The sequence below is a fragment of the Paraburkholderia fynbosensis genome (assembly GCF_902859935.1).
Lineage (GTDB): Bacteria > Pseudomonadota > Gammaproteobacteria > Burkholderiales > Burkholderiaceae > Paraburkholderia > Paraburkholderia fynbosensis.
Map to the genome: position 1 here is coordinate 315,605 of NZ_CADIKI010000003.1, position 25,584 is coordinate 341,188.

Genomic DNA, 25,584 nt, shown 5'->3' on the forward strand with positions numbered 1-25,584 from the left:
CTCGCGCGCCCCGAAAAGTCACTTATGATTGCCGGCCCAGCGATGGCCGTTTGCAGCAGGCGGATCGATCCGCCGTGGTGCGACCGCGGGTGCCCGCAGTTCCATGCCAAGCGCCCGCTTGATCACTCGCTTCACCTTGAACACGCGACGGTTGACTAATATCTGCGTGCGAAAGCGCAGTGCGGGCAACGGCTCTTTGTGCTGTACGGCGAATTCTCCATACTTTGCGGCGGTCGCCTCGACGAGTTTCATTGCGGCAGGAAACACAGACGAGTCGACACGGGAAGTCAGAAAACACTGGATGGCGAAAAACTTATGAAACAGCAGAAGCCAATAGGCGGCGTCCTGTCCAGATCCGCTCTTATCGAGGGCCTCGGCCGAGAACTGAGCCACACTTTCGACTGACTTGAGCGTCGTGACCTGCGTGATACTGCCTGGACGTCGACGATAGTAGTAAAGCCGATCAGGAATGCCGTACAAAGTGCGAGCGCGCTTATAGACAATCGGCATTGCAGAGCATTCTTCGTAGACGCGCCCGGCTGGAAAATCTACGCCATCCCACAGGTCGCGGCGAAAAATTCTCGGGCAGCAATGCATCTGGCAAATGCGTGCGAATTCCAGCAGCCTCGCGGTATTGTTGGTACGCAGGCCGACCGTTGCGTCGTTCACGATCTGGAGCTCGTCGACGATGCGACCGTCCGGATTCGCCATACCCACGTTGAATTCGATGATGTCCGCCGTGTCGGTATCGAGCAACGGCATAATCATGTCCGAGAAATTCGCCGCCCATTCATCATCGGAATCGAGAAAGGCAATATAGCGGGACTTCGCGTGCTTCATCGCCGTGTTGCGAGCTGCACAAACGCCCTGATTTTCCTGATGAATCACGGTGATACGGTGCTCAGGCGCGCTGTCCTTGATTTTGAGGATCTGAGCCAACGTGCCGTCCGTCGATCCGTCGTCGATCACGATGATCTCGAATTCTTCGGAACGTGGCTGAGCGAGGGCTGATTTGATTGCCAGGCCGATATAATGCTCGACGTTATACGCCGGAATTATCACGGATAGAATTGTCTCCGCACTACCTTCATCCACTGGTTTCATAGGACGGGTTACCTTTGAATATCGATTTTTCGAAATCGCCCCGCCCTTTAGGTAGGCGATGAGGCGGATACCACCCCGGCGCGTCCTGCCACGAACTCCAGCAGACGTCACAAACCGTGTCTCCGGAATAACCTGAGCGGACTGCGCGAATCGCTCGCGTGACGCTTGGTTCGCTTTGTGAGCCGCTCCGACTTCGAATCGGTGTCGAGTCGTTTGACGGCAAACCATGTGATTTTTTTCGGCACGCCCCTCGTTGTACGCCCCCATATTCCGCTGCGGCGAACGTTACCGTCCGTTCGGAAGCCCACAGTGGAGGCACACATGCCTGACAGCAAGCGCGCCCAATCGTCCCGGCAAAGCCCAGACAATGGGTCCTCTTCCGGCGCCATGCCCTGGCCGATAAGGCCGGCACGCGCAACGCCTGCCGACGTCCGATTCTGCCGCCCGGTCGATATGTCAGGCGAAACGGAATGCGGCTGTTCGACCGTGACGTGTTTCCGCAATGTGACCCTGGCACGAAGACCCTCGAGCAGCGCTTTCCGGTCTGGCTGAGCGGCAGACAAGCGCAGGGACCTCGGCGGCGAGTTCTGTGCGCCGGGCTGCGAGGCGATGGTTACGTGGCCAGCTCGCGCTGGCCGCTCCTAGTCTGCGCCACACCGCTCGGCGCCCGATTCGCCCAGTAAAGGAGGCCGAGCATTGCAAGCGCGCCCCATAGCGCGCAGGACCCGCCCAGCCCGTGCCCGGTGAAGATGTACGACACCAATAGCACCGCCAGTGCCACAGTCCTGCCGCGTGACGTACTGCGGTTGAGCAATACGAACATCATCGCAATGTAGATGACCGGCAAGACTCCGTAGTGATGATCCCAGGCGATCGGCGAGGCCATCGTGAACGACAGCGCCGCACCGAGGAAGTCGAGCAGCCCGGAGGCCCCCTTACCGCGCAGCGGAATCAGCAGCGCTGCGCCGACGATCAAGGCCGAGGTAACAAGCGTGCCGGCGTAGACGATCGGATTGAACGACGGAAATTCGTGGATCTTCCATACGGCCGGCGTCGCGTCGGTGTCGAGCAGCCTGTTCAGCAGGCCATTGACCGACTGGTTTTCAACGAACGCTTCACCGGTGCGCGACAGCGCACGCAGCACCGCGAGGTAATCAAGATGGTTCTGTATGCCGAACACCGCAAGCGATGCGACACCCCCCACCGCCGCGACCACGCCCCAGCCCACAAGGAAGCGCCACTCACGCCTGAACAAGCCCCACACCATGAACATGACGAACTGCGGCTTGAGCAGACATATCAAACCAATCAGGACACCTGCCAGCTCCTTGCGGCCGAGGAGCCACGCCAGCGCGGACAGGGCGAACAACGCGTTGATCCAGACCTGTAGCTGGCCCAAATCGAACGCCTTGAGCAACGGGCAAAACAGCAGCGCGCCGAATGCACTGATGACTGCAAACTGCCAGCGCCGTCGCGCATGGCCCGGCGAGCGCCGCGCCAGTGTGAATGCCAGCGCGCCCGCGGCCAGAACGTTGGCGAAGACCATCCAGAAGTTGATCCAGTTCAGGAGCGCGTTGGACGGAGCGATCCCCCATTGCGACAGCGTATGGAGAGGCAACAGGCTACTCGGCGGGTATTGGAACTTGACCCGCTCCACGAAGAATATGTGCTCGTAGAGACGGCCGTCGGCATGCTGCTGAAACCAGCCGAGCGCGGCGCGCATCGGTCCCCAGGAGTCGTCGACGTCGCCAGGGTTCCGCAAGGAGCGCGCCCAGGTCAATGCGTAATTCAGGACCGATGGGTGCTTGCCGATGATCCCCAGGTGCGCGAGAAGCCGGTTGGCAATGTCCTCGACCATCGATGTGACGAATACAACGAGGCACAGCCCGAAGAGATGCCGGCGCGATCGGCTCGCGATAAAACCGCCCCCTGTTTCAGGGCCGGTTACGTTCAGGGCAGCGTTGGAAGACATGGCTCGACCCTCTCGAATGGCTCAAGATGTTTCGGGAGAAAAATTGGCGGCAGGTCGAGCATGACGAAAGATGCGTCCATATGAAATGGCGGAGTTCATCGAAGTGTGCGTTATCTCACCTATCACGCGCGCCAGCAGAGCCGGAACGTAGCGGGCGTTCGGCCGCAACAGGTTCTGTCAGCGCGGGGCTACCTCGTGCGCGGCAACCGGTTCACGCGATGCCGGCATGCGCGCCTGTGCCGCCGGCAGCGGTGCGGTCTGCCGTTGAGCGCGCGCGGCCGCCTGCTGCAGCGCCGTCGAAATGGTCGTGCAGGTCACAAACGCGAGCGTCATCGTCAGCAGGCTCAGATTGCGCAATTCGTCCCGATAGCAGAAGGCGATAAATAGCGGCACGGTGATCACCAGCGCGATCGACGCGTGCGTACGCACGACCTGTGGCAAGCCGCGCCAGCTCGCCTTCAGCAATAGCGCGACGAGCAGCAGATGAACCACGTTGAATCCCTTCGTCGTCAGAATCCCGTAGTTCATTTCCATCCGGAAGTAATTGCGCGGATTGATCAGGTACTGAATGTGCGACATGAGTTGGTACTCCATCGTGCCGCCGCCGTTGCCCGCGTACCGGAACTTGATCAACAGGTTGACCGCTGCGGCGAGCGCGAGGAGGCCGCCGGTCAGCATGAATGTCTGCTTGCGTGAGTGGCGCAGCGCGATGAACGGGACGAGCGTCAGCACGAACAGCAGGTACGACTCCTTGTTCAGCGTGGCGATCGCGGTGACGATGGCAAGCGGAACGATCCGGCGCTTTACCGCAAGCCAGATTCCGAGCGCCATGAACATCAATTCGGGCATGTCGTAGTAGTAGCCGCCTTCAGTCAGGATCAGCGGAAAGACTGCGGCAATCGCAAGCGGTGTAAGTGTCGCAGCGACCCTGTCGCCAATCACCTCGATGCAGGCACCCCGAATTGCGAACATCGCCGCGAACATCGATAGAAAAGACATTGCATAGACAAGAAAATAGCGCAGCGCGTACTGCGGATTGGCCGCGTCGGTGGCGCTCGGGAAATACCGGTGAATAGGGTTGGAAACCGGCGGATCCTCGGCCAGCTTGTTCAGGAACGTCGTTTTGGATTTTTGCGGGATCACGCTGTCGATCGCGTTGGCGGTCATCGGCAGCAATTGCCGATAAACGAACGGTCGTATCGCCGTACCCTCCAGCATCTGCGGAAGCGAGTACTTCTCGGCCTCGGAAAAGTGCCACTTGATGAAGAAGCCACTGAACGATGCCGCCGCGGCGAGGTAGTAGATGAAGGCAAGGAGGATCCACGCGGTAGGACGGGGCAACGCGACTCGGTTCGACATTGGAAGCTCCTGATCATAGGGCTGGATTTGTCAGCCGATTCCAGCATTGATCCCGCCATCGTAATGGCGCGGCACTTCACGTCTGTGCGATAGCGCACTTCAATACGATTTACCACCTTCCGGCGGCGCTGCTTCGCCATGTGCGACGCCGAACAGATGCCTCCAGTACCGCGCCTTAGGATCGGCACTGTGGCCTGCAACGGCCGCATGCCCATGTTTTGCGCCGATCAATCGCTTCTTTTGCCCAAAGGTGTTGCCATGTCGTCTCACGCTCTTCCATTGTGCGTCGATCTTGATGGCACGCTTGCGCGAACCGATCTGTTAGCCGAATCGCTTCTGGTATTGCTCAAGAAAAACCCGCTCTATCTATTCATGTGCGTGGTTTGGCTGATGCGCGGCAAAGGTTACCTGAAGGACCAGATCGCGAAACGTGTGACGATCGATGTCGGGATCCTGCCGTACAACGACCGGCTGGTCGCCTACCTTCGGACGGAGCAGCAGAGCGGACGCGAGCTGTACCTTTGCACCGCGTCCAACGAACAGTTCGCAGAGCAGGTCGCTGCGCACTTTGGCATTTTCAGCGGCGTCATGGCCAGCAATGGCGAGTTCAACCTGCGCGGCAACAACAAGGCCAGCGCACTGGCGGGCCGCTTCGGCGAGCAAGGCTTCGACTACTGCGGCAACGACATGGCCGACGTGCCAGTGTGGAAGCGCGCGCATGCCGCGATCGTGGTCGGCAACCAGAAGATCGCGGCCGCTGCCCGCAAGGTCAATCAGCAGATCATTCTGTTCGATGAGGTGAGGCCGCCGCTGCGCGTCGTGCTGCAGGCGACGCGCGTCTACCAATGGTGCAAGAACACGCTGGTGTTTTTGCCGCTGCTTGCGGCGCACCAGTTCACGAGTGCGAGCGCGGTTCTCAACGCGACCATCGCGTTCTTCGCGTTCAGTCTGTGCGCGTCGTCCGTGTACCTGGTCAACGACATGCTCGACCTCGACGCGGACCGTCGCCATATTCGCAAGCGCAACCGGCCATTTGCGTCCGGCAAGCTGCCGCTGTCGTTTGGCGTCGCGCTGACCGCCGTCTTGCTGACGCTCACCGCGATACTCACGACGTTTCTGCCCCCGAAGTTCGTGCTGGTGCTAGGCCTGTATTTCGCGCTGACGCTGGCCTATTCGTTCGTACTGAAGCGGCTGATGCTCGTCGACGTGTTCTCGCTCGCCACGCTCTATACCGCGCGAATAGTTGCGGGCGGCGCGGCGGGGCAGATTCCGCTGTCGTACTGGCTGATCCTGTTCTCAGTGTCGATCTTCCTGAGCCTTGCGATGGTCAAGCGCTACGCCGAACTAAACGTGATCCTGAAGGAAGGCAAGTCTGCCGCGGCCGGACGTGGCTACATCACACAGGATCTGGCGATCCTGCAGTCATTCGGCACCGCGGCCGGCTACACGGCGGCACTGGTGCTCGCGCTGTACCTGAATTCGCCTGAAGTACAGCTGATGTACCGCCACCAGGAAGGTCTCTGGGCATTGTTCGGGCTGATGCTGTTCTGGGTCAGCCGGGTATGGATCATGGCGTTCCGCGGCAAGATGCATGACGATCCGATCGTGTTCGCGTTGAAGGACAAAGTGAGTCTGTGCGTGTTGACGGCATGCGTCGTCAGTATTGTTCTGGCAGCATAGCGATCCGGGTCGGTCAGCCGCAACGCAACGACCGGCGCTATGCACACCGGCGCACCGCGCCCACTCGATAACAACGACTAGCGACGAATGGCGATCTTTCTTCTTTTTGCAGCCGGCACGCTCAGTGCGGTTGCCAGTGTCCTGCTGCGCGTTGCGGCAACCATGAACAGCGTACAGACTTCCGGCGGCCTGCTGTCTCTGGACACGCTGACGAGCGGGCCGATGTTGATGCGCGCGGGCGCGATCGGCGCCTACGGTGCAGGTTTCGTCCTGTACGCGCTCGCGTTGCGTCGTGTGGAGCTGAGTCTCGCGTACCCGCTGATGGTCGGCATCACGATCATCGAGTTGTTCGGCTATGGCCTGTTCGCCGGCGAAGCGGTGACAGCCAAGGCTGCGGCCGGCGCGGCGCTACTCGCGGCCGGCATCTATCTGATCTATTCGTGACCCAGCGCTGCGCATGCTTTTAGACGGGCCGTGCGTGAAGCCGGGTGACGTGCCTCCTTGTGCGAAAAGACAGCGTGCAGCGCCGGCACGATCTGCGTGAACGATGGAATGTGTCGCGCTGGCTGGTCCGCGGTACTGCACCATGGCGCATTTGCGCCGATGGCGCGCAGCGTCGCAAAGGCTCGAAAGTGCATCTCGCCGTGAATGCCTGGGGGAAGCGGCCCGTATTGCAGGTGACAGGTGACGGCCGCCACGCGCAGAATCGCGCGCAGGTCGAGTAACTGGCTTGTGCGGTGGACGGGGGTCGCCAGGCAAAGCGTGATGCTGGCGTTGCCGATCGGATCTATCCCCGCGAGGCAGCCCGGCAGATCGCCGGGCACCTCCCTCATGCAGCGTTCATGATAGGCGCTACGATTCGATTATGGCCCGATTGCCGGACAACGCCGCATCGAGTGCTGCGGCAACCACGTCCGCGTTCGGTCTGAAGACCATATCGCTGTGGCCGCCCGCCACGTCGATGACCTTCAGTCCGCCGCATGCAACCCGCTGCCACAACGGCAGTGGATTCCCGCGGCCCTCTATTCGCGTCGACGCGCGAACGTACAGGATCGGGCCGGCGCGATACCGTTTCGGCCGGTACGTGGCCATCGCAACCTGCATGGCCTGGCGTACGCGCAGCAGCACCGGAGGCAGTCCGATAGCATCGGGTTCGAGCCGATGCGCCGTGCGTCCCAGGCGCAGGCGCGCCCGGTCAACCGCCGCCGCCAGCTTGGCGGACACGTAACGGGTACGTTGCGCCGACAACATGCCGCGGAACGCCCGCCATTGCTCGATGACGTAGCGGCCTTCGTAACGCATCCATGCATCCCACGGCAGATAGCGCTCATTGACATAGGTGTCGACGAGGCACAGCATCTCGACCCGTTCGCCCGCGCGATGCAGTTGCTGGGCGATCTCAAGAGCGATCAGGCCGCCGAAAGAGTAGCCAGCCAGCGCATACGGCCCGTGCGGCTGCAACTGGCGTATCTGCGCCACGTAGTCGCGCGCCATGTCGATGACATGCTGTTGCGGCGCTTTCTCGCCCTCGAGACCGTGTGCGTTGAGTCCGTATACCGGCCTTCCGTTTCGCAACGCGCCAATCAGGCCGCGGCATTCCATCACCGAACCGGTGACGCTGTGCGCAAGAAAAAGCGGCGTCCCGTTGCCCGCGCGCATCAGCACCATTGCACTCGACGGCGCGCTCGCCGGGCCGGCTTCGAGGATAGCGGCGATTTGCGTGATGGTCGGTGCGGTCATCAGGTTCGTCAGCGAGATCGTCTGGCCGGTCGCATCGTGTATGTGGCTCGCCATCTCCGCCGCGAGAAGCGAATCGCCACCCAGATCGAAGAAGTTATCGTCGCTGCTTATCGGTCCAAAACCGAACATGCGTTCCCACAATGCCCGCAAGTACGTCTCCATCTGCTCACGCGTATTGCCGGGCAACGGCAGCGAGCCTTTTCCAAGGTTGCGCGCCGCTTGCCGGCGGATGGCGTCAAGACACTCGGGATTACGCAACGCCCCGGCGTTTCTGGCCGGCACCCCGTTGATGGCATCGCGCGCCGCGGCCTCCGAGGGCTTGCCACTATGCGTGGTCGGCAGAGCTTCGACCGCGAGGACCAAACCCGGCACATGCGCGGGCGATGCACGGCGAACGAGGTCACCGCGTACGCGTGACAGCAACGCGGCGGAAAGCTCGACACCCGCTTGCAATACCAGCAACAGAACGATGCCTCGTTCGCGCGAACCTGCGGTCAAGGTCGAATTCGCCCCATTGCGGCCTGCATGGGATAACGAACCCGCCGCATTCCGATCGACCACCATCGCGTCACGAATACCGGGAATGTCGTTCAGAATGCGATAGATTTCGGCGGGTCCGACGTTCACGCCGCCGACGTTCAGCACGCCATCGGAGCGGCCGTGCATGCGCGCCGATCCTTGAGGGGAAAATTCGATCAGGTCGCCGTGCGTCCAGGCGCCCGGGTTAGCGGCAAAGTACGACGCATGAAAACGCGTCCCGTCGGTATCGCCAAAAAACCCAACCGGTCGCGAAGGGAACGGATTGGTGCAGACGAGGTGGCCGATCCCGACTGCCGGCCGGCCGTCATCCCATGCCTGCACATCGAGCCCCAGACTCTTGCATTGCGCTTCGCCCGCGTAGACCGGCAAGTTCGGATTGCCAAGTACGAAGCAGCCGATGATATCGGTGCCGCCCGAAATCGACTGCAGCGGCAACGCTCCGACGTGTTCTCTTACCCAGTCGTACTGCGAGTCGAACAGGACCGCGCCGGTCGACAGCATCGCGCGCAGTGCCGAAAGGTCGAACTGCTTTGCAGGCTCGAGATTCGCCTGCTCACACATCTTCAGATAGGCCGGGCTCGTTCCAAACACGTTCACGCGGTTATCGGCAGCAATACGCCACAAAGTATCGACCGTCGCAAGCGGACCGTCGTAGGTGACGATCTCGACCCCCGATGCAAGCGCCGAGAGTTGCCAGTTCCACATCATCCAGGCGCAACTGGTCTGAAAATAGAGCTTCTCGCCGGGGCGCAAGTCGGTATGGAGCCGATGCTCCTTCAGGTGTTCGAGGAGCGTGCCACCGGCACCATGCACGATACATTTTGGCTTGCCGGTCGTACCCGACGAAAACATGATGAACAGCGGATGATTGAAGGGAAAGCGCCGCCAGACGAAGTCCGCCGGATCGGATTGTGCAATCAGCGCGCCAAGCGAGCGAACCGGCAGCGTGACGCTGTCGGGCAACGGTCCATCATCGAGGCTGACGATGCCTTCGAGCGAGGGCATCGCCGAGGCGAGGCCTGCGATGTTCTCCGCGAGCGGCGTGCCCCTGTCGGTTGCACGCGTGGCCGTGTGCGCGAACAGCAGCCGTGGCGCGAGCGGTACGAAACGATCGAGCAGCGCATCGGCCCCCATCTCCGGGGCCGCGCTCGCCACCGTCGCGCCGAGCGCGGCGACGGCCAGCGTACAGATGACGGCCTGCGCGTCGTTGCGCATGACCATGGCCACGCGATCGCCACTGCGCAACCCGAGACGTTCGAGCGTGCAAGCGAGGCTCGCCACTCGCTCGCGCAGTTCGCCGCGCGTCAGGCGCACAGTCGGCGCGTCGACATGACACTCGGTCAATGCAGGGGCGTCGGCGCCGGCGATGGTCAAACCGAGCAGGCTATCCGCATAGCTGAGTTCGAGCCGCGGAAAAAATTTCGCGCGCTCGATGTCTTCGCCAACGCAGACCGGCTCGACTTCGCCTGAAGTTTCGATATCCGTGCACCACTTAAGAAAGCCACGCCAGAAGCTCCGGTATTCACGTACCGAAAATTCGTGCAGTCGTGTGTAATCGGACAAAGGTAAACCCGTGCGCGCCTGGAGTGTTGCAGCAAATGCGCTCATTTGCGATGCGGCAATCCGTTGTGATGCCGGTAAATAGATTGGCATACGGGTGCTGTTAGCGATCCCGGGAATGGGATCGTGGCGATCGGAGGAAGTCATGTCTGGAGCTCTCAAAAGGGAATGGATACCCCGCGGAAAAGCGGACGCGTATGTACCCTGCTTTAACGATTCACGAAACACCTTGCCGATCCGGTCCTGCATGCTCGGCGGTGCTTTCGAAAGAATGAGAAAGATTGGGAAAGAATGTACGCGCGCGTCCGGCGCTGCAATGTGCTCTAACGAACCAACGTCTACGATCGTTTTATCGAGTGACAGATCGCGCCGATTCCATAGTCAATGCTGTTCGCATATTTCATACTGCTAATAACATTAAATAAAAACTATTTCATCTATTTAGCCGCCAACACAGTGAGCAGTCGAATTCCGCGTCGCCGCTTCGCTACGCTCCAACCACAACCCGATGTTCTATACGCTTCATCACTTTGTGTTGGACAACGTACATAGTGAAATGCGGCCAACGCATATTTTTCATGACGAGACCTACGTATTCGAGAACAAGATTCAATATCAGAGAGATTCCCTCTATGCAAACCATGTCAGGCGCACGAGGTCATTCACCCGCGAAGCGCATTCAGATAGAAACAGGCGTCGCGCTGAAATCTTTTCACGACGTGATTCCTCTTGAAGCAATCGCAGAAATCAACGAAGCCATCGATCGTTCGTTTGGCAGTCCGCCGCAACGTGCTCAAATAAGCCTGATGGCGGCCGAGTTGATTCGCCGCAGCGAGGCATTCCGGCAACTCGAAGGGACTATTTGTGCGAATACGCGCTCGATGGCGGCTCAGGCGGGAAAGACGGCCTTGCCGCTGCAACCTTTTCACGTGATTCGCTGCTCGAGCGCAGCGACGCAGGCGGAAAGTCATTGCCGCCATTACGACTCCCATCTGCTGACGTTGCTGATTCCGCTACAACTGGCGCCGGAGAGTGACGCCAACGGCGATCTGGTGTTGTACCGCCGCCCTCGCCTTTCGGTCTCCACGCCGGGCAATGTGATATGCAAGATTCGCCACGGCATCCAGCGCGGCCTGCCGCTCAGCTGGCGGAAATGGCTGACGTGGCATGATCTGCGTCGTGGCAATTGCGATCGCGTGCCGGTGCAGGTCGGCAGCGTCTACGCGTTCAATGGCTTTGCGCTCCAGCATGGGAACCTCGATGTCGAGGCGGGACAGCGCCGCACGCTGCTTATCCATTACTACGATCCTGGTCATTCGCTGGGCCTTAGCGAGATGCTGCGTCGTGCACGGCACTGAGAGGATGGCCTGCAATAGAAAGCGCTCCAGACTGTCGATGATGTGCTTCCAGCAGTGGTTGGTTCAGAAGCTTCCACAGAAAAATCCTGTGGCCTCGGTTCAAGTGGTCGCGGGACCCTCTATTGAGGCAGCCAATGCGCGGGGACGAAATGGCCGCTAGTCCAACTGATGGTATCGGTAAGCCGGGTCGCATTGCAATCGTAGGTAAAGTGTAGAACGGCAGCACGGCGAAAGGTGGCTCAGCAGCGCCTCGGCAAGTCTCATTCCGCGTTCGACCGGAATATGCTGGAAGACCATATAGGAATTGATCAAATCGAACATTCCGTGGAGATCCGTCAGCGCATCATTGGATCGAACGAATTCGACATTCCCGATGCTTTGCCGGGTGACGTTTTTTTCGCCGCTTATTCCAGCATGGATGGAGAAACGTCGATTCCAACCGCGCTTTTTGCTCGCGTTGACAAGGGCATGATCAAACGCCCCACGCCACAGCCGAAATCCGCGGCCCAATCGGCCCGAAAGTCCGGATTCAAATGTCGATGAATGGCATTGAATATGCCGAATACATATAGCTCTCCGCTCTCGAAGAACTGTTGTTTCGCATCGGTCGACAGTTCATGCTCCCTAAACTCAGGCTAGCTTACAGCCCCGTAGTACGGCGATGTCCTCTTGCGGTGGGCGCAAGTACATACGATAAGCGCGGCATGTTTCTTGAATATTGGCTATCGCACATTTGCGTCGGAAACTATTTCCGTCAAGGTTTTGCCATGCATGTCGCCCTTGGCCACGCGCCGGTCTGGGCCGACGAAGTTGGAAAGGATAGTGTGGGCGACGAGGCGGCCCGCAAGATGTTTGCGGATCGAAACGTTACACACACCCAAACCAGATAGGCATCTACTGGCCTCACTTTCTCGCGGGTGTCCGAAGCGAATTGCCGGCCAGCCACTTTAAACGTTCGCAATTCACCTTGATCCGTGCCTCGAATTCGGAGGGATCGTGATCGCGCAGCGCGCTCATCCGGGCATTGTCCTTGTTCGCGCGGTGCCAGCCAACTTGCCAGTGTCGATCGAAGTCGCTGGCCTCAGGCAGCCTGTTTCTGAGCTGCTGCTTGTATGCGCCGATACGCTCGGGCGACACCTGACAGAACGCCTGCGCGAAGTGGGCACGCTCACCCGCCGTCTCCACCTTCGCGGTGGCGGCATCCTCGCTAGCCATCCCCGATATGGGTAGAGCCGTCGAGAGCAACAGAACCGAGGCCATCGCGACACGTCTTCCATAGTGGTACTTGATGTTCTTCATCCTCATCTCCTGACCGACCGCCACCGCACGCAGGGGTTACCCCATGTTTTTCGCCGTTTTCCGCCGTCTCGCATTCAATGTGGCTGGTTTGGACAGCAGGATGGCGTTTTCGCGCGCTATCCGGACTATTGCTTCGACAATACGCAGTGCTACGCTTCAGAGGTCAGCCTTCGCGCCAGTGAGCCGCCGTTCAGCGGCAGAACCCAACAGACACGTCGCGAAGCGCATTAGCCAATGAAAAAGGCGAAACATCGCTGCGGGAGCCACTGCGATGGAATTTAAAACGTATACCGTACTAACGCTCATGGTGGTTAGCAACGCTGCCCTCGCATGGCAGCCGCTCACCTATCCTATCCAAAGTCAAAGCCCCTACCAGCGCAGCATCGACACCGCGCTGTGCTTTGCGCAGGCCAACAAGACCAAGATCGACATCAAGCGCGAACCGCAGATTCCGCCGCGCCCTCAACCTGCCACCAAGGCCACGTCGACCGGCGTACCGTCGCGTCCGCCACTGCCGCCCAGCACTTTCTCGGCCACGCCGACGAGCGCGAGCATGCCGGCCGCCGCGACCGCGCCCGGCGCCAGTGAGCCGGTAACGACGGCGGCGACAGGCGCAGGCGCTTCGGTGTCGCGCCCGGCGAGCGCACCCGCGGCGGGCGTCCCGAACACGGCTACGACGGCCGCCACGCCGGCATCGACGGCAACGACGGCAACGACGGCGGATATGGGCGCATCCGGGGCTGCAGCCGGTTCGTCGGAGCAGGCGAACGCGGCATCGAGCGTCAAGCTGCCGCCACTGCCTGCACCCGAGCCGCCCATGACCCAGTATTGGGCCGCGTACGGCGCGTGCATGCAGGCGCGAGGTTACGTCGTCGCACAGTAAGTCCCGCTTGCAAACCTCCTTGGCCGTGCCCGTTCTTTTGATGGCGGCATCGGCGTTCGACGCCCGTTAGCGACCTGGCCATGCTTAGCGACACGACCTTCGATCAGGATTCTCAACGATGTGCCCACTGCGGTGCGCCGCTAGCTGGCCGTTTATTGCCGTGTCCTTCGTGCCGCACGCACCCCGCCGATACGTTCGGCGCACGCGCGGCGCGAGCGCCGGGTCTGCCCGTTGCGCTGAACCAGCGTCAGCCGGCGTTCGCGCCCAGCGTGCCGGCGCGCAGGATCTGGAGCCCGTCGTCGCGCGCAATGGACAAGCGCTACGATTCGGTCGAAGAACCGCTTGCGCCGGCAAGCGTCTATCAGCGGTTGCGCCGACCGGCCGCGGCTGTGGCCTCGGTGATAGTGGCGACATCCGCGGTGTACCTCGGCTTCATCCATGGCGATGAGACGCGCATCGGCACGCCGATCGAGACATCCGGCAAGGTGCTGGCGCAGAACGGCAAGGCGTCCGGCGCTGTTGCCGGCAAGGGCGGCGTGGCACTCGTGCACCGGCCGGCAAGTAGCGCTGCGCAGCAGGCCGCGCCCGCGCGGTCCATGCAGGTCGCGCCGACGGTCGCGGCGCCATTGGCGCAGCGCCGCGCAGTCCTGGCAGCGCCCGATACGAAGGCCGCCATCGCGGCGGCGGCGTCCGATGCGCAGCGCGCCGGTGCGTCGGTGCTCGATACGAAGTCCAACATCGCGTCGGTGCCCGACACGAAACCCGCCGTCGCGCCTGCGTTCGATACGAGGCGCGCCGTCGCATCGGCGTCCAATGCGAAGCCCGCCATTGCGTCGGCATCCGATACGAAGCGCACCGTTGCATCAGTGCCCGAGGCGAAGTCCGCCGTCGCGCCTGCATTCGATACGAGGCGCGCCGTCGCATCGGCGCCCGAAACGAAGCCCGCCATTGCGTCGGCATCCGATACGAAGCGCACCGTTGCACCAGTGCCCGACACGAAACCCGCCGTGGCGCCTGCGTTCGATACAAACCACTCCATCGCATCGGCGCCCAACACGAAGCCCACAATTGTGTCGGCACCCGATACGAAGCGCACCGTTGCATCAGTGCCCGACGCGAAGTCCGCCGTGGCGCCTGCGTTCGATACAAGGCTCGCCGTCGCATCGGCCCCCGAAACGAAGCGCACCATTGCGTCGGCATCCGATACGAAGCGCACCGTCGCATCGGCGCCCGAAACGAAGCCGACCACGGCGCCCGATCCGAAGCGCACCGTCGCGTCCGTGCCCGCCGCGAAGTCCAACATTGCGCCTGCGCCCAATGCGAAGCGAGCCGTTGCGTCGTTGCCCGACGCCAGGCCTACCGTTGCGCCCGTGTCCACCACGAGCGCCACCGTCGCATCGACGTCAGATGCCCAACACAGCCCCGGCAATCAGCCGATCAGCCCGGCGGACAAATTGCGCGCGGACGCGTCGCGGAATTTGAAAGCCGCGCGTGCCAGTCTGCAAGCGAACAATCTGTCGGCGACCAAGACACGCCTCGCCGCAGCCGTCTCGGCGCAGCCAGGGAACCGCGACGCGCAGCGCCTGCGCTCCGCCGTGCATACCCGCGAAGAGCAGCGCGACGCGTTTCTCAGCCTTGCGCGAGGCTGTGGATACGTGGGGCATTGGACGTGCGTGTCGCACAACGCCGGCAATGCGCTGGAGATCGATTCGAGTAGCAAGGAAGCGCAGCGTCTCCTGACAATGGCGACGCAGCGATCCGAACTCCAGATCCCGCCGCCCGTCGAAGCGCCGCCCGAACCGCCGCCCCCGCCACGCGACTTGCTCACGCACCATTGAGGGCCACCGACCGCATTACCTTCGTCATCGGCGCTGGCGCCAGCACGTTCGTGCGCGCGGCTGTCTGCACACCCGGCGCGGACTTAGGGTTGTATTCGCACCGCTGGCGCCGGCACATCTGCGTGCGCGCCCACGTCAATACCTTGACCGACAACAAGCCCAAGTTTGCGCACGTCTTGCAGTGACGGCCTTGCCACCGTCGCCAGAACCCGGGCAAGCAACGGCGAATGCGGTCGGGGTAACTGACAATCGGGGAGATTCCCGCACAATGACCCCGTGTGGGACCGTCTGCTATAGACCGACGGCGTCATGACCGCGACGGTGAGGACCAGCAATGCGCCACCAGTATGCAACGCCATGGATATGGCTTTTTCTGTTACCGCTTGCGCTGGACTATCAGGCAACCGACGCGAACACGGGCCGCTTCGCGCAGGTCGGCCTCATCCTGCCCGCGGTGGTCGCGGGCGTCGCGCTGCTGCTTATCGCTCCCCGCTTTCACGAGCGTTCCCGGCTGCGTTCCGTCGTCACCATCAGCATGCTGCTGTGCGTATTCGGCAGCATCGTCGCCCAGCTGGTTCAGGACAACGACACCGGCAACTATCTGCGCACCCTGCTGCCCTTCGTGCTGTTCCTGCTCGGCTATCTCGTCGCGTGCCGGCCGTGGAGCGACTACCGGCTCGCGCAATTCGAAAGGGCGTTGTTCGCCGCCAACCTGATCAGCCTCGTGTTCACGTTCTTCTACGGCATGGCAACGGGCGGCGGTCTCGACGACGTGCGCGAACGGATCATCTCGGTGACGCTGCTCGGCTTGCAGGGCGTGCTGCTGCACGAATTCATCGTGGCGCGGCGTTTCTCGGTCTTCAGGGTCGCGGTGTTCGCGGCCACCATCGTCGTCGAATGGCTGAGCGAGACGCGCAGCGTGCTGGTCGGCACGGCGCTGCTGTTCCTGCTCGCGCTGGCGCTGAGCGCGCCGACCATCCGCCACGCGCGGCGCGCGTTCGCCCGCAGCCTCGTGGTCGGCGCGGCGCTGGCCGGCATGGCGGGCATCGTCGCCTGGAGCTTTCCGTCCGTGGCGCAGCCGTGGACCCAGCGTATCTTCGCGTCCCAGGAGAGCGTCTCCGGCACGGACCCGGCTACGATCACGCGACTCGCCGAAATGCGCGATCAGTACGACCAGGTCACTGCGTCGGCGGACACGCTGCTGTTCGGCGAGGGCTACGGCCACTACTATCGTTACTCGCCCGTGTATCTGCCGTACCTTGCGGACTCGTTCAATGAGCAGGACTTCTACGCGATCAACGAATGGGCCGCGGGTCACAACTTCTGGGTCTATCAGTTCTTCGCGGGCGGGCTGGTGTTCGGCCTTGCCATGCCGCTGGCGATGCTGGCCGCGCTGGCGATCTGCGTCTTCTCATACCGCCACTGGCGCTCGGTCGTGCCCAACGCGCCGCTGCTGCCCGTGCTTGGGCGCGCGGTCATGCTGTTCGCCGCGCTGCCGGCCACTACCATCGGCGGCAATCCGCTCGGGCCGCGCTTCTCGGGTCTGATCTTCGGCGTCGCGCTCGGCCTGATGATCGCCACGTACGCGCGCCTGCAACGCGCGCTGCCGGCAAGCACCATGCGCACGACCCGCGCGCCCGCGCCGCCGCAGCGAGGTCCGGTCGCGATGCCCGAACTGCCGGGCCGCATCCACCCCGGCATGGGCCGCGCCGATCTCGCATCGACACTCGGTACATCGCGCACGGCCGGCGCCGCGTCCAACGAAGGCGAGTTCGGCGCACTCGTGCCGCACGGCTCGCACGTGCCACGCGCCAACCGGCCACGCATCGGCCAATGAAAATCCTCCCGCTGCTTCCTGGCGTCGATCTGCGCGCAGGCGTTCCCGTCGAAGGCGTGTGTCGCAGCGGCATAGCCATGCGCGAAGCCGGACGCAAGCTCGAAGTCCCGAGCTGCGACGCGCCCGGCGACGGCTGCGTCCCGGCCTTCCCGTTTCCGGTTCACGCCTGCACCCCGACCCGCGCCGGCTACGGCGATTGCGGACGGCTCGCGCCGTCAATCACCGCCGATGCGAAGCGCTTCGACGCGGTCATCGTCCTTAGGCTGTGCCAATCGACGGCTTAGCTGCATGGAAAGCGCTGCACATGGGCGACGTGCCGCACTGCGTGTACGTGCACAGCATGCTAGATCCGTGGTTCAAGCAAGCCTATCCGCTCAAGCATCTGAAGAAGTAGCCGTGCTGGCCGTGGACCGGGAGACAACGCACGCGTGCGTCAATCGTTCTGGCTGTATCGCGCCAATGAACGGATCATGCCGCTCGGCACGACCGACAGTACCGGCACTCGACCCGGCGCGGCTTGAGAAGAACGAAGAGGCATGTCGACATTGCTTCGCTGCCGGCGCGACTGTTTGCATTCCGCGTTACCGCGATGCGCCTCGCTTCATCACGTGCAGCTTCAGTGCGACACCCATGTATATGCCAAAGCGGTAGCGCGATCGAGCGGCCTGCGCAAGCAGGTCGCTCCCTCAGCCGGCGACACTGTCGTAACCGTAATAGCCGCCTTGATAACCCGACCCGAGGAACGCGCCTTCCTGCGGCACGTCGGTCAGCAGCACGCCGCGCATCGCGACGCCGCTGTTGCGCAAGCGCTTCGCCGCCTCGGCGATCTCGTTGGCCGGATGGCGGCCGTGACGCACCACCAGCAGCGTCGTGCCCGCGTATCTGCCGATCAGCGTCGGATCCGTGACCGCAAGCACCGGCGGGGTGTCGACGATCACGAGGTCGTAGTACGGCTTCAGTTCGTCGAGCATCGTTTCGAAGCGCTCGCCCATCAGCAGTTCGGCCGGATGCGACGGCAGCGAGCCCTTGGCGAGCACGTCGAGACCGGGCAGCACGTCGCGCTGAATCATCGCGTGCAGATCGCCGCCGCTCAACACGTCGGACAGCCCCGGTTGATGCGCGATACCGAAGTGCGAATGGACTTCGCCGCGCCGCATGTCGCCGTCGATGATCAGCACGCGCTTTTTCGCCGACGCCACCAGCGCCGACAGATTCACCGACAGGAACGACTTGCCCGCATCGGGCCGCGAGCCTGTGATCATCACGACGTTGTTCTCTGCGTAATCGAGCGAGAGCTGCAACGAGGTGCGCAGATTGCGCACGCCCTCCACCGCCATGTCTTCGGGCGCCTGCTGCGCGAGCACGTGCAGCCCGCGCCGGCGCAGACTCACTTTTTCCTGCAGCCGCAACTGCGTCTGGCTGCGCGGGACGACCGCGAACACGGGCACGCCGAGCATCGTTTCGAGTTCGTCCGGGCGTTCAACGCCGCCGTACACCGCGCGTTTGAAGAAGATCAGCAGGATGCCGAGCGCGAGGCCGCCGCCGAGTGCGATCAGGATTGCCTGCGCGCGCTTCGGGCGCACCGGTTCGTCAGGCGTTTCAGCGAAATCCACCACGCGTACACTGCCCGTCTGCCCCGCCTTCGCCATGCGCAGTTGCTGCGCGCTGTTCAGCAAATTCGTATAGAGCTCCGTGTTGACCCGCACGTCGCGCAACAGCTGCATTGCGGTCTGTTCGGTGTCGGGCATTACCGCGACGCTGCGGTTCATGTTCGTCTGCGCGCCCTGCAACGTGGCGATCTGCGCATCGAGTGCGGCTACCATCGGATGACTCGCCGTGAAGCGCTGTGACATCTCCGCGCGTTGCCGTTGCAGATCGAGCAGCCTGCTCTTGTTGTCGACGATTTGCTGCAGCAGCAGGCGGCTTTCCTCGCCCAGGTCGACCGTGCCGTGCGCATTACGGAACTTGTTGTAGCGTTGCTCGGCTTCCTCGAGTGCCTTGCGCGCGCCCGACGATTGCTGATCGAGGTACGCGAGCATGTGCTCGCTTTCGCTCGAACGGCTTTCGAGGTCCTGCCGCAGGAATTCGCGCGCCATGTTGTTCACGATCGCCGCGGTCAATGCAGCGTCGCCGCCTTCGAGACTCGTGCGGATCACGCCGGACTGCTGCGTGGCTTCCTGCACCACCACCGCTTTCTGCAAACGGTTCACCGTGCTCAGCGTGGACGCGCGCGACAGTTCGAAACGCGAGCCGGGCGCGCCGACCAGCTTGTCGACGTGCAGCGCGATCGGGCCGTCGGCGGTATCGGTTTCGACGGTCTCGCCGACCCGCCCCGACAGGATCGCGATACCGTTGCGGTCGCGCAACATATAGGTGCCGTCGGCGCCCGCGATCAGCGTGAAGGTCGTGTCATACAGTTCCTTCGACGTATCGAAGCGCGACACCGCAATGCTTTCGCCGCCCCATGCGAAGCCGGACAGATTGATGAACGACGGCAGCCTGAAACCCCATTGGCCGTTCACCAGCCCCGCGATCATTCGGCCGATGACCGGCAGATAGCGTGGCGTCGCCGTGATATCGAGGTGCAGACTTCTGACGGCCTCCTCCGTGACCAGCCGCGACTTCAGCAACTCGATCTGCGCCGCCGTCGATGGCCTCGAGTCGAACATGCCGGGCAGCGGCGGCAAGGAACTCCTGCCGTTCGCGCTGTCATTGGCCGACCTGTCCTCGACGTGAAACAGCACGTCCGCACGATACGTGGGCGGCGCGAGAAACGCGTACGCGCACCCCAGCGCGAGCGCGATCAGCGTCACCGTGAAAATGGTGCGCCAACCGCGCACGATCGTGCGGAGATAGTCCGACAGGCGAAGCTCGTCCGATCCGGACACGTCGGTGTAGCGGTTTTCGAAGTTGATTGCCATGTTCTTCACCCAGCAAAGCCCGGCGGTTCAGGTTTCAGCTCGCGCGTCGTGTCATTTCGTCAGCACCACGCCCGTCACAGCCGCATTGATGGCCGGCAGCAGCAGATTCAACACGCGATTGAAGCGAACCAGTCCGCCTTGGCCGACGTACACGATGTCTTTCGGCTGAAGCTCGAACTGATTGGCAAGCACCATCGAAACCGGCGAGGTCGCATCGAGGTGATAGATCTGCGGCGACTCGCTCGTCGAATTGCGGATCACGAAGACCTGCTGCGCGGCGGCCGTGTTCGAATCGAAGCTGCCGCCATCCGAGATCGCTTGCGACAGCGTCAGCGAACCATTGCGCAACGGCAGGACGGTGGCCGGCTTGCTGACCTCGCCCATCACGTACACGCCGCTGTCTTCACGCGCCGCCACCCTGATCAGATCGCCCGGCTGCAGATAGATCTGCGACGGATTATGGCCGCGCTTGATCAGGTCGTCGACGTTGAGCGGATATATGACGCCGTCGCGGACCAGCTCGACGCGGCTGCGGTCGGCATTCGCGCTGAAGCCGCCGCCCTGGTTGATCGCCGTCGTCAGCGACATCGGAATATCGTTGAGCGATTGCGCGCCAGGCGTGCGCACTTCACCGTCCACATAGATCTGCGAATTGCGGAACGACGCCACGCGCACCGTCACTTCGGGCTTCTGGTAGACCTTGCTCAGACGGGAGTGCAGCTCTCTCTGGATCGTCGAGACGTCCTTGCCGCTCACATGCACGTTGCCCGCGTAGGGGAACTGAATGTCGCCGTTTTCGTCGATCAGGAAGCCCGGAATCGCATCCGCGCTGCGCGGGCTCTGATTCGGCTGTCCGAGCGCGGCGGCCAGTTCCGGGTGATCCCAGACGACGATCTGCAGCACGTCGCCGGGGCCCACCCTGTAGATGGGCGGCTTGCCGAACAGGCCAAGCGTCTGCGACGGCAGCGCCGCCGACGTTTGATCCGCATTTATCTTGCGCAGCAGCGCCAGGTTGATATCGGTAATCGGTATCTGCTTTTGCTGCGCGGCTTCCGTGCTGAATTCACCCCCTGTGTCCTGAATCGCGGCCGGCGTGATCATCCGTTGACCGGGCGCGATCCCGCATCCGGAAAGCAGCGTTGCCGTAGCGAAAACCAGGAGACTTCCCGTGCGTAGACCAAGTGAGCTCATGATATTTCCTCCGTGCGCGCGGCAACCGTTCCAAAGGCGGTAGCGCCGGCGTGTTTTTAATTGCTTAGTAAGCGTTTCGATGCACCAGTCCAGCGACAATCGTCGCGCCGATAATCCGCATATCGAGCGCGAACGACCAATGACCCAGGTAATACAGGTCATGTTCCACCCGACGCTCCATCTTTTCGATGCGGTCAGTCTCGCCACGGAAGCCGTTTATCTGCGCCCAGCCCGTGATTCCCGGTTTGATCCGGTAGCGATTGATGTAGCCGGCGACCACTTTCTGATAGAGGTCGTCATGCTCGAGTGCATGGGGACGCGGTCCAACGACCGACATGTCGCCACGCAACACGTTGAAAAATTGCGGCAGCTCGTCGAGGCTCGTGCGGCGCAGGAACGCGCCGACTTTCGTCACGCGGCTGTCGTCGCGCGTCGCCTGGCTGAGCACGCCTTTGGCTTCGGTATGCAGACGCATCGAGCGGAACTTGTAGATCGTGAAGACCCGGCCGTCCGCGCCCTTGCGCTTCTGTTTGAACAGCACCGGGCCGCGCGACGAGAGCTTCACCGCGATCGCGATGGCCAGCAGCAGCGGCGCGAGTGCGATCAACGCCGCGGCCGCGAACAGGCGGTCGAAAATTTCCTTCTTCAGCATCGAACTCGCCGACAGCGGCGAGGCGACCAGATTGATCGCCGGCATGCCAAGCAGCTCGACCACGCCGCTGCCTTCGAACAGCGCGTGGCTGCGCACATCGGGCATGAAACGGATGTTCACGAGGTCGTCGCGGAATCTGCCGATCAACGCGCAGATCAGCGGCTCCTCGCTCAGCGAGAGCATCAGCCACAATTCGTGCACGTCGTTCGTGCGGATATAGTCGGCGAGCGCGTCGACGCTGTCGAACACCGGCACACGCGAATTCGTCACCGACGTCTCGTCCGGGCGCGTGTTGTAGACGGCGGTCGCGCGAAACCCGGCGGTCGGTGCGGCTTCGATGCGGCGCAGGATGGCTTCGCATTGCGAGCCGCTGCCGACGATCGCGACCTGGTGCAGATTCATGCCGGCGCCGCGAGCGCGCGCCAGCGCCGCGTGCGTGATCAGCCGGTACGAGATCAGCAGGGCGCCCGTCACCGCGGTCCAGTACGAGAACCACAGCCGCGACACGAGATCGCTGCGATGCAGTGAATACATCAGCACGAGCGCGCAGCCCTGCACGATCAGCCACGCGAGCGAGACTTGACCGGCGAGCGCTAGCTTGGAGCGGCCGCGCCACGATTCGTAGACGCCGAACGCCGGGAAGATGGCCAGCGCGAACGCGGCGGAAAACATCACGAGCGCCCAGTAGAACCCGGATTGAGCGAGGTAGTCGAAACGGATCTGCGACGCCAGCGCCGCCCCCGCCAACACCAACGCGACATCGAAAACTCGCGCGAGCAAATCCTGAAACTTGCGCATTTTGTTTGCCTCTGTGCTTACGTCGTTACTTGCCGTGCCTGTTAGCAGATGAATCCGGCGGACTGCTTAGGAGCAGCGGCCGTAGTTGTCGTTGAACCTCACAATGTCGTCTTCGCCCAGATAGACGCCTGACTGGATTTCGATGATTTCGAGCGGCACTTTTCCCGGGTTTTCGAGCCGGTGGCGAGTGCCGAGCGGAATGAAGGTCGATTCGTTTTCACTCAGCAGGAACTGCTCTTCGCCGCGTGTGACGAGTGCCGTGCCGCGCACGACCACCCAGTGTTCGGCGCGGTGGTGGTGCAGTTGCAGCGACAGTTGCGCGCCCGGCGTGACGACGATGCGCTTCACCTGAAACCGCTCGCCGTGGTCGAGCGAGTCGTAGAACCCCCACGGGCGGCGCACCTTGCGATGCGCGTCGGCCTCCGGCGCATGCTGTGCCTTGATACGCGAGACCAGCCCCTTCACGTCCTGGACGTGCGAGCGGTCGACCACCAGCACGGCGTCGGCGGTTTCGACCACCACGACGTTGGTGGTGCCGACGCACGCGACCAGCCGCCCTTCCGAATGTGCATAGCTCGACACCGCGCCTTCGAACGCGACCCGCCCGCGCCCCGCGTTGCCGTTGGCGTCCTTGTCCATCGCGGCCCACACGGCGTCCCATGAACCGAGGTCGGACCAGCCCGCATCCAGTCTGACAACCACGCCGACGGGCATCGCCAGGGCATCGGAGCGCTGCGCGCCGCCGTGCGCTGCCGCATCAGCGGTGTCGATCAGCCGCTCCATTACCGCGTAGTCGATCGAATCCGCGGGTACGCCGAGGAATGCGTCCGGCAGCGGTCGGAACACCGCCTCGGCGGTGCTGCCGCCAACGAATGCGCGCGCGCACGCCGCGTGCATGTCGGGCTGCAGGCGCTTGAGCGTGTCGAGCCACACGCTCGCCCGCACGATGAAGATTCCGCTATTCCACCAATACGTACCGGCCGCCACGTACTGCGCGGCGATTTCTTCCGCGGGTTTCTCGACGAAGGCGTCGATCGCATGTCCGCCGTCTCCGAGTTCGGCGCCGATCCGGATATAGCCGAAGCCGGTGTCGGGCCGCGTGGGCGGCACGCCCAGCGTCGCGATCGCGCCGCGCTCCGCATAGCGCGCGGCGCGCTCCAGCGCGCCTTGCAATGCCTGTACGTCGGCGATCGAGTGGTCGGCCGGCATCACGACGAGAATCGCGTCGCCGCCGTCCGCGCACGCGAGCGACGCCGCCAGCGTCAACGCCGGCGCCGTATCGCGGCGCGCCGGTTCCACGATGAGACGCGCCTCGACGCCGTTTGCGTGCAGCTGTTCGGCAATCACGAAGCGATGCTCCTCACCGCACACGATGATCGGCGCGACATCCACACTCCAGCCGGCCGGAAAGCCCTCCATGCGCCGCGCGGTTGCCTGCAGCAACGAGTCCGGGCCGACCACGTCGATCAGTTGCTTCGGAAAGTTTTCCCGCGACACCGGCCACAGCCGCGTGCCCGAGCCCCCAGCAAGAATCACCGGGACGATGCGCGCGCAACGCGCGCCGGATGCTCCGGCCGCGACGTCGTCCGGTCCGGGCAACGCAGCGCTTCCCGCTCCCTGAGTCGACATATTCGGAATCCTTATAATTCTCAAAAGTCTAAGGAAATAATTCCTGACGCCGCGTTACTCACGCGCCCGTCAACGCGGCCCCGCCCGCGCTACTCACCAGCCATGCGGCGGCTTTGAATCCTGAATTCGGTGGGTGAAATGCTCATTCGCTTGCGAAACACTTTTGCAAGGCGGTCACCGTTGCCCATGCCGGTGCGCCGGGCAATCTTGTCGACCGGCAATTCCGATTCGGTCAACAGGCTGCACGTCACCGCAAGGCGTTCGTGCAGCAGAAAGCTCGATGGCGTGATGCCCATTTCCATCTTGAAGCGGCGCAGAAAGTTGCGCTCGCTCATCGCCGCGAACTGCGCCGCGTCGGCGATCGAAATCGACTGCTGGCAATTCTCCTGAAGCCAGCGAGCCGCCGCGCGCACCTTGTCGCCAGGGCTCAGGCCACCGTCTTCGCCCAGCAACGGCGCGAGGTTCGAACATGAATCCGCAAGCAGGCGTTCGGCCACCGAGCGCGCCGTGGCGCCGCCGAGGTCGCGCTTGATCATCGCGAGCGCGCTTCTCATCGACTCGAGCCGGTCGCCCGCTTCGGCGGCCGCCTCAGGGTGGCGCGCGCCATTCGCCTGCTGCGCGGGCTCGGCGCCGTTCTTGCTCTCCGGCGCGTAAGCCGCCTCGAGCAGCACGCGCCCCTCGGCGATCGGCCGGATCATGCCGGTGTTGCGGCGCACGCGCCGCAGCCACGCAATCAGCCGCTCGTCGCCCGCGGCGGCGCATGCACCTTTGCCGCCCGCCACGTACAACGCATCGAAGCCGTCGGAGTGCCGCGCGTCGAGTCCATCGGTCGACACGCGCAGCGCGGACGATGAGGTCACCATGCCGCCGTCGGCCGAGAGGAACGACACGTCGTACAGCGAGCCACCAGCGCTCGACGCGGCCAGTTCATTGGCTGCCTGGAAAACCTCGGCCACCACACCGGCGCCCTGCAGCGAGCAGTCGTTGAACATCAATATCGCGATGCGACGCATTCCCCTGGTCGGCGCATGCACCCACCGCAGCATTGCAGACTCGAGACTCGCGCAGCTCATGGTCATCCCTCTCTACAGAAAACGGATCTGCTCTTTGCCGTCACGACACAGAGAACCCCGCTCTGTACCGGTGCACCATGCGACGACCCTTCCAGCACTTAGCCGCCATGACCGAAAAGCGCAGACATGTTGGCGTGCCCCGACAATGCC

The 25,584-nt window shown here is 62.8% G+C and carries 19 protein-coding genes; 7 read left to right on the plus strand and 12 right to left on the minus strand.

What is annotated here, in order from left to right; translation table 11 throughout:
- Positions 1-18 precede the first annotated feature (18 nt).
- The 3 genes from HV770_RS07090 to HV770_RS07100 all read right to left on the minus strand — a co-directional run bounded on the left by HV770_RS07090 (position 19) and on the right by HV770_RS07100 (position 4,435).
- On the minus strand, positions 19-1,104 hold the full coding sequence (locus HV770_RS07090; RefSeq protein WP_175158723.1) for a glycosyltransferase family 2 protein: 1,086 nt from the start codon (positions 1,102-1,104) through the stop codon (positions 19-21).
- Positions 1,105-1,717: 613 nt separating this feature from the next.
- Entirely contained in the window at positions 1,718-3,076 is a 1,359-nt protein-coding gene (locus tag HV770_RS07095; protein WP_175158724.1) for a glycosyltransferase family 87 protein, read from the minus strand.
- Between the two features lie 177 nt (positions 3,077-3,253).
- Positions 3,254-4,435 carry a hypothetical protein gene (locus tag HV770_RS07100; protein WP_175158725.1) on the minus strand — a complete coding sequence of 394 codons (1,182 nt, stop codon included), beginning with the start codon at positions 4,433-4,435 and terminating at the stop codon, positions 3,254-3,256.
- A gap of 258 nt (positions 4,436-4,693) precedes the next feature.
- Here HV770_RS07100 and HV770_RS07105 point away from each other — a divergent pair, with 258 nt between their 5' ends.
- Both HV770_RS07105 and HV770_RS07110 read left to right on the plus strand, forming a co-directional pair.
- Complete coding sequence (locus tag HV770_RS07105; protein WP_175158726.1) at positions 4,694-6,115, plus strand: UbiA family prenyltransferase; 1,422 nt, start codon at positions 4,694-4,696, stop codon at positions 6,113-6,115.
- Between the two features lie 87 nt (positions 6,116-6,202).
- The gene (locus HV770_RS07110) at positions 6,203-6,559 is read left to right on the plus strand and encodes a ligand-binding protein SH3 (protein WP_175158727.1); all 357 of its coding nucleotides are present in this window, start codon (positions 6,203-6,205) and stop codon (positions 6,557-6,559) included.
- Here the strand turns inward: HV770_RS07110 and HV770_RS07115 are convergent.
- Together HV770_RS07115 and HV770_RS07120 are read right to left on the minus strand one after the other, a co-directional pair.
- Positions 6,550-6,939, minus strand: coding sequence for a hypothetical protein (locus HV770_RS07115; RefSeq protein ID WP_175158728.1), 390 nt, complete (start codon positions 6,937-6,939; stop codon positions 6,550-6,552). The two genes, HV770_RS07110 and HV770_RS07115, sit on opposite strands and share 10 nt — an antisense overlap.
- 28 nt (positions 6,940-6,967) lie before the next feature.
- On the minus strand, positions 6,968-10,102 hold the full coding sequence (locus tag HV770_RS07120) for an acetoacetate--CoA ligase (protein ID WP_175158729.1): 3,135 nt from the start codon (positions 10,100-10,102) through the stop codon (positions 6,968-6,970).
- 404 nt (positions 10,103-10,506) lie between these two features.
- Between HV770_RS07120 and HV770_RS07125 the strand changes: the two genes are divergently transcribed.
- Positions 10,507-11,313 (plus strand): hypothetical protein, encoded by an 807-nt coding sequence (locus tag HV770_RS07125; protein ID WP_246290743.1) that lies wholly within the window; start codon positions 10,507-10,509, stop codon positions 11,311-11,313.
- 282 nt (positions 11,314-11,595) lie between these two features.
- Positions 11,596-11,856 (plus strand): hypothetical protein, encoded by a 261-nt coding sequence (locus tag HV770_RS07130; protein WP_175158730.1) that lies wholly within the window; start codon positions 11,596-11,598, stop codon positions 11,854-11,856.
- A 360-nt stretch (positions 11,857-12,216) separates the two neighbouring features.
- Here HV770_RS07130 and HV770_RS07135 read toward each other — a convergent pair whose 3' ends face one another.
- On the minus strand, positions 12,217-12,612 hold the full coding sequence (locus tag HV770_RS07135; RefSeq protein ID WP_175158731.1) for a hypothetical protein: 396 nt from the start codon (positions 12,610-12,612) through the stop codon (positions 12,217-12,219).
- Positions 12,613-13,074: 462 nt separating this feature from the next.
- Entirely contained in the window at positions 13,075-13,464 is a 390-nt protein-coding gene (locus HV770_RS39650; RefSeq protein WP_175158732.1) for a hypothetical protein, read from the minus strand.
- 111 nt (positions 13,465-13,575) lie between these two features.
- On the opposite strand from HV770_RS39650, the gene HV770_RS07145 reads away from it, so the two are divergent.
- From HV770_RS07145 to HV770_RS07155, 3 genes are all read left to right on the plus strand, one after another.
- Positions 13,576-15,333, plus strand: coding sequence for a hypothetical protein (locus HV770_RS07145; protein WP_175158733.1), 1,758 nt, complete (start codon positions 13,576-13,578; stop codon positions 15,331-15,333).
- A gap of 334 nt (positions 15,334-15,667) precedes the next feature.
- Complete coding sequence (locus HV770_RS07150; protein WP_175158734.1) at positions 15,668-17,170, plus strand: hypothetical protein; 1,503 nt, start codon at positions 15,668-15,670, stop codon at positions 17,168-17,170.
- Positions 17,167-17,454 (plus strand): hypothetical protein, encoded by a 288-nt coding sequence (locus HV770_RS07155; RefSeq protein ID WP_175158735.1) that lies wholly within the window; start codon positions 17,167-17,169, stop codon positions 17,452-17,454. The genes HV770_RS07150 and HV770_RS07155 overlap by 4 nt, the downstream gene beginning before the upstream one ends.
- 402 nt (positions 17,455-17,856) lie before the next feature.
- Here HV770_RS07155 and HV770_RS07160 read toward each other — a convergent pair whose 3' ends face one another.
- The 5 genes from HV770_RS07160 to HV770_RS07180 all read right to left on the minus strand — a co-directional run bounded on the left by HV770_RS07160 (position 17,857) and on the right by HV770_RS07180 (position 25,434).
- Positions 17,857-20,091, minus strand: a complete 2,235-nt coding sequence (locus HV770_RS07160) for a polysaccharide biosynthesis tyrosine autokinase (protein WP_175158736.1) — start codon at positions 20,089-20,091, stop codon at positions 17,857-17,859.
- Positions 20,092-20,142: 51 nt separating this feature from the next.
- Positions 20,143-21,282 carry a polysaccharide biosynthesis/export family protein gene (locus HV770_RS07165; protein ID WP_175158737.1) on the minus strand — a complete coding sequence of 380 codons (1,140 nt, stop codon included), beginning with the start codon at positions 21,280-21,282 and terminating at the stop codon, positions 20,143-20,145.
- 64 nt (positions 21,283-21,346) lie between these two features.
- The gene (locus HV770_RS07170; RefSeq protein WP_175158738.1) at positions 21,347-22,732 is read right to left on the minus strand and encodes an undecaprenyl-phosphate glucose phosphotransferase; all 1,386 of its coding nucleotides are present in this window, start codon (positions 22,730-22,732) and stop codon (positions 21,347-21,349) included.
- Positions 22,733-22,798: 66 nt separating this feature from the next.
- On the minus strand, positions 22,799-24,361 hold the full coding sequence (locus HV770_RS07175; RefSeq protein WP_175158739.1) for a mannose-1-phosphate guanylyltransferase/mannose-6-phosphate isomerase: 1,563 nt from the start codon (positions 24,359-24,361) through the stop codon (positions 22,799-22,801).
- An 89-nt stretch (positions 24,362-24,450) separates the two neighbouring features.
- Positions 24,451-25,434, minus strand: a complete 984-nt coding sequence (locus HV770_RS07180) for a GlxA family transcriptional regulator (RefSeq protein WP_175158846.1) — start codon at positions 25,432-25,434, stop codon at positions 24,451-24,453.
- Positions 25,435-25,584: the final 150 nt, after the last annotated feature.

Excerpts from the sequence above, each read along its gene's own strand:
- HV770_RS07110 (WP_175158727.1), top strand. The coding sequence starts at position 6,203 with ATGGCGATCTTTCTTCTTTTTGCAGCCGGCACGCTCAGTGCGGTTGCC.
- HV770_RS07180 (WP_175158846.1), bottom strand. The coding sequence starts at position 25,434 with ATGAGCTGCGCGAGTCTCGAGTCTGCAATGCTGCGGTGGGTGCATGCG.
- HV770_RS07150 (WP_175158734.1), top strand. The coding sequence starts at position 15,668 with ATGCGCCACCAGTATGCAACGCCATGGATATGGCTTTTTCTGTTACCG.
- HV770_RS07170 (WP_175158738.1), bottom strand. The coding sequence starts at position 22,732 with ATGCGCAAGTTTCAGGATTTGCTCGCGCGAGTTTTCGATGTCGCGTTG.
- HV770_RS07145 (WP_175158733.1), top strand. The coding sequence starts at position 13,576 with ATGCTTAGCGACACGACCTTCGATCAGGATTCTCAACGATGTGCCCAC.
- HV770_RS07165 (WP_175158737.1), bottom strand. The coding sequence starts at position 21,282 with ATGAGCTCACTTGGTCTACGCACGGGAAGTCTCCTGGTTTTCGCTACG.
- HV770_RS07105 (WP_175158726.1), top strand. The coding sequence starts at position 4,694 with ATGTCGTCTCACGCTCTTCCATTGTGCGTCGATCTTGATGGCACGCTT.
- HV770_RS07090 (WP_175158723.1), bottom strand. The coding sequence starts at position 1,104 with ATGAAACCAGTGGATGAAGGTAGTGCGGAGACAATTCTATCCGTGATA.
- HV770_RS07100 (WP_175158725.1), bottom strand. The coding sequence starts at position 4,435 with ATGTCGAACCGAGTCGCGTTGCCCCGTCCTACCGCGTGGATCCTCCTT.
- HV770_RS07155 (WP_175158735.1), top strand. The coding sequence starts at position 17,167 with ATGAAAATCCTCCCGCTGCTTCCTGGCGTCGATCTGCGCGCAGGCGTT.
- HV770_RS07160 (WP_175158736.1), bottom strand. The coding sequence starts at position 20,091 with ATGGCAATCAACTTCGAAAACCGCTACACCGACGTGTCCGGATCGGAC.
- HV770_RS07175 (WP_175158739.1), bottom strand. The coding sequence starts at position 24,361 with ATGTCGACTCAGGGAGCGGGAAGCGCTGCGTTGCCCGGACCGGACGAC.
- HV770_RS07120 (WP_175158729.1), bottom strand. The coding sequence starts at position 10,102 with ATGACTTCCTCCGATCGCCACGATCCCATTCCCGGGATCGCTAACAGC.
- HV770_RS07130 (WP_175158730.1), top strand. The coding sequence starts at position 11,596 with ATGCTGGAAGACCATATAGGAATTGATCAAATCGAACATTCCGTGGAG.
- HV770_RS07095 (WP_175158724.1), bottom strand. The coding sequence starts at position 3,076 with ATGTCTTCCAACGCTGCCCTGAACGTAACCGGCCCTGAAACAGGGGGC.
- HV770_RS39650 (WP_175158732.1), bottom strand. The coding sequence starts at position 13,464 with ATGCACGCGCCGTACGCGGCCCAATACTGGGTCATGGGCGGCTCGGGT.
- HV770_RS07135 (WP_175158731.1), bottom strand. The coding sequence starts at position 12,612 with ATGAAGAACATCAAGTACCACTATGGAAGACGTGTCGCGATGGCCTCG.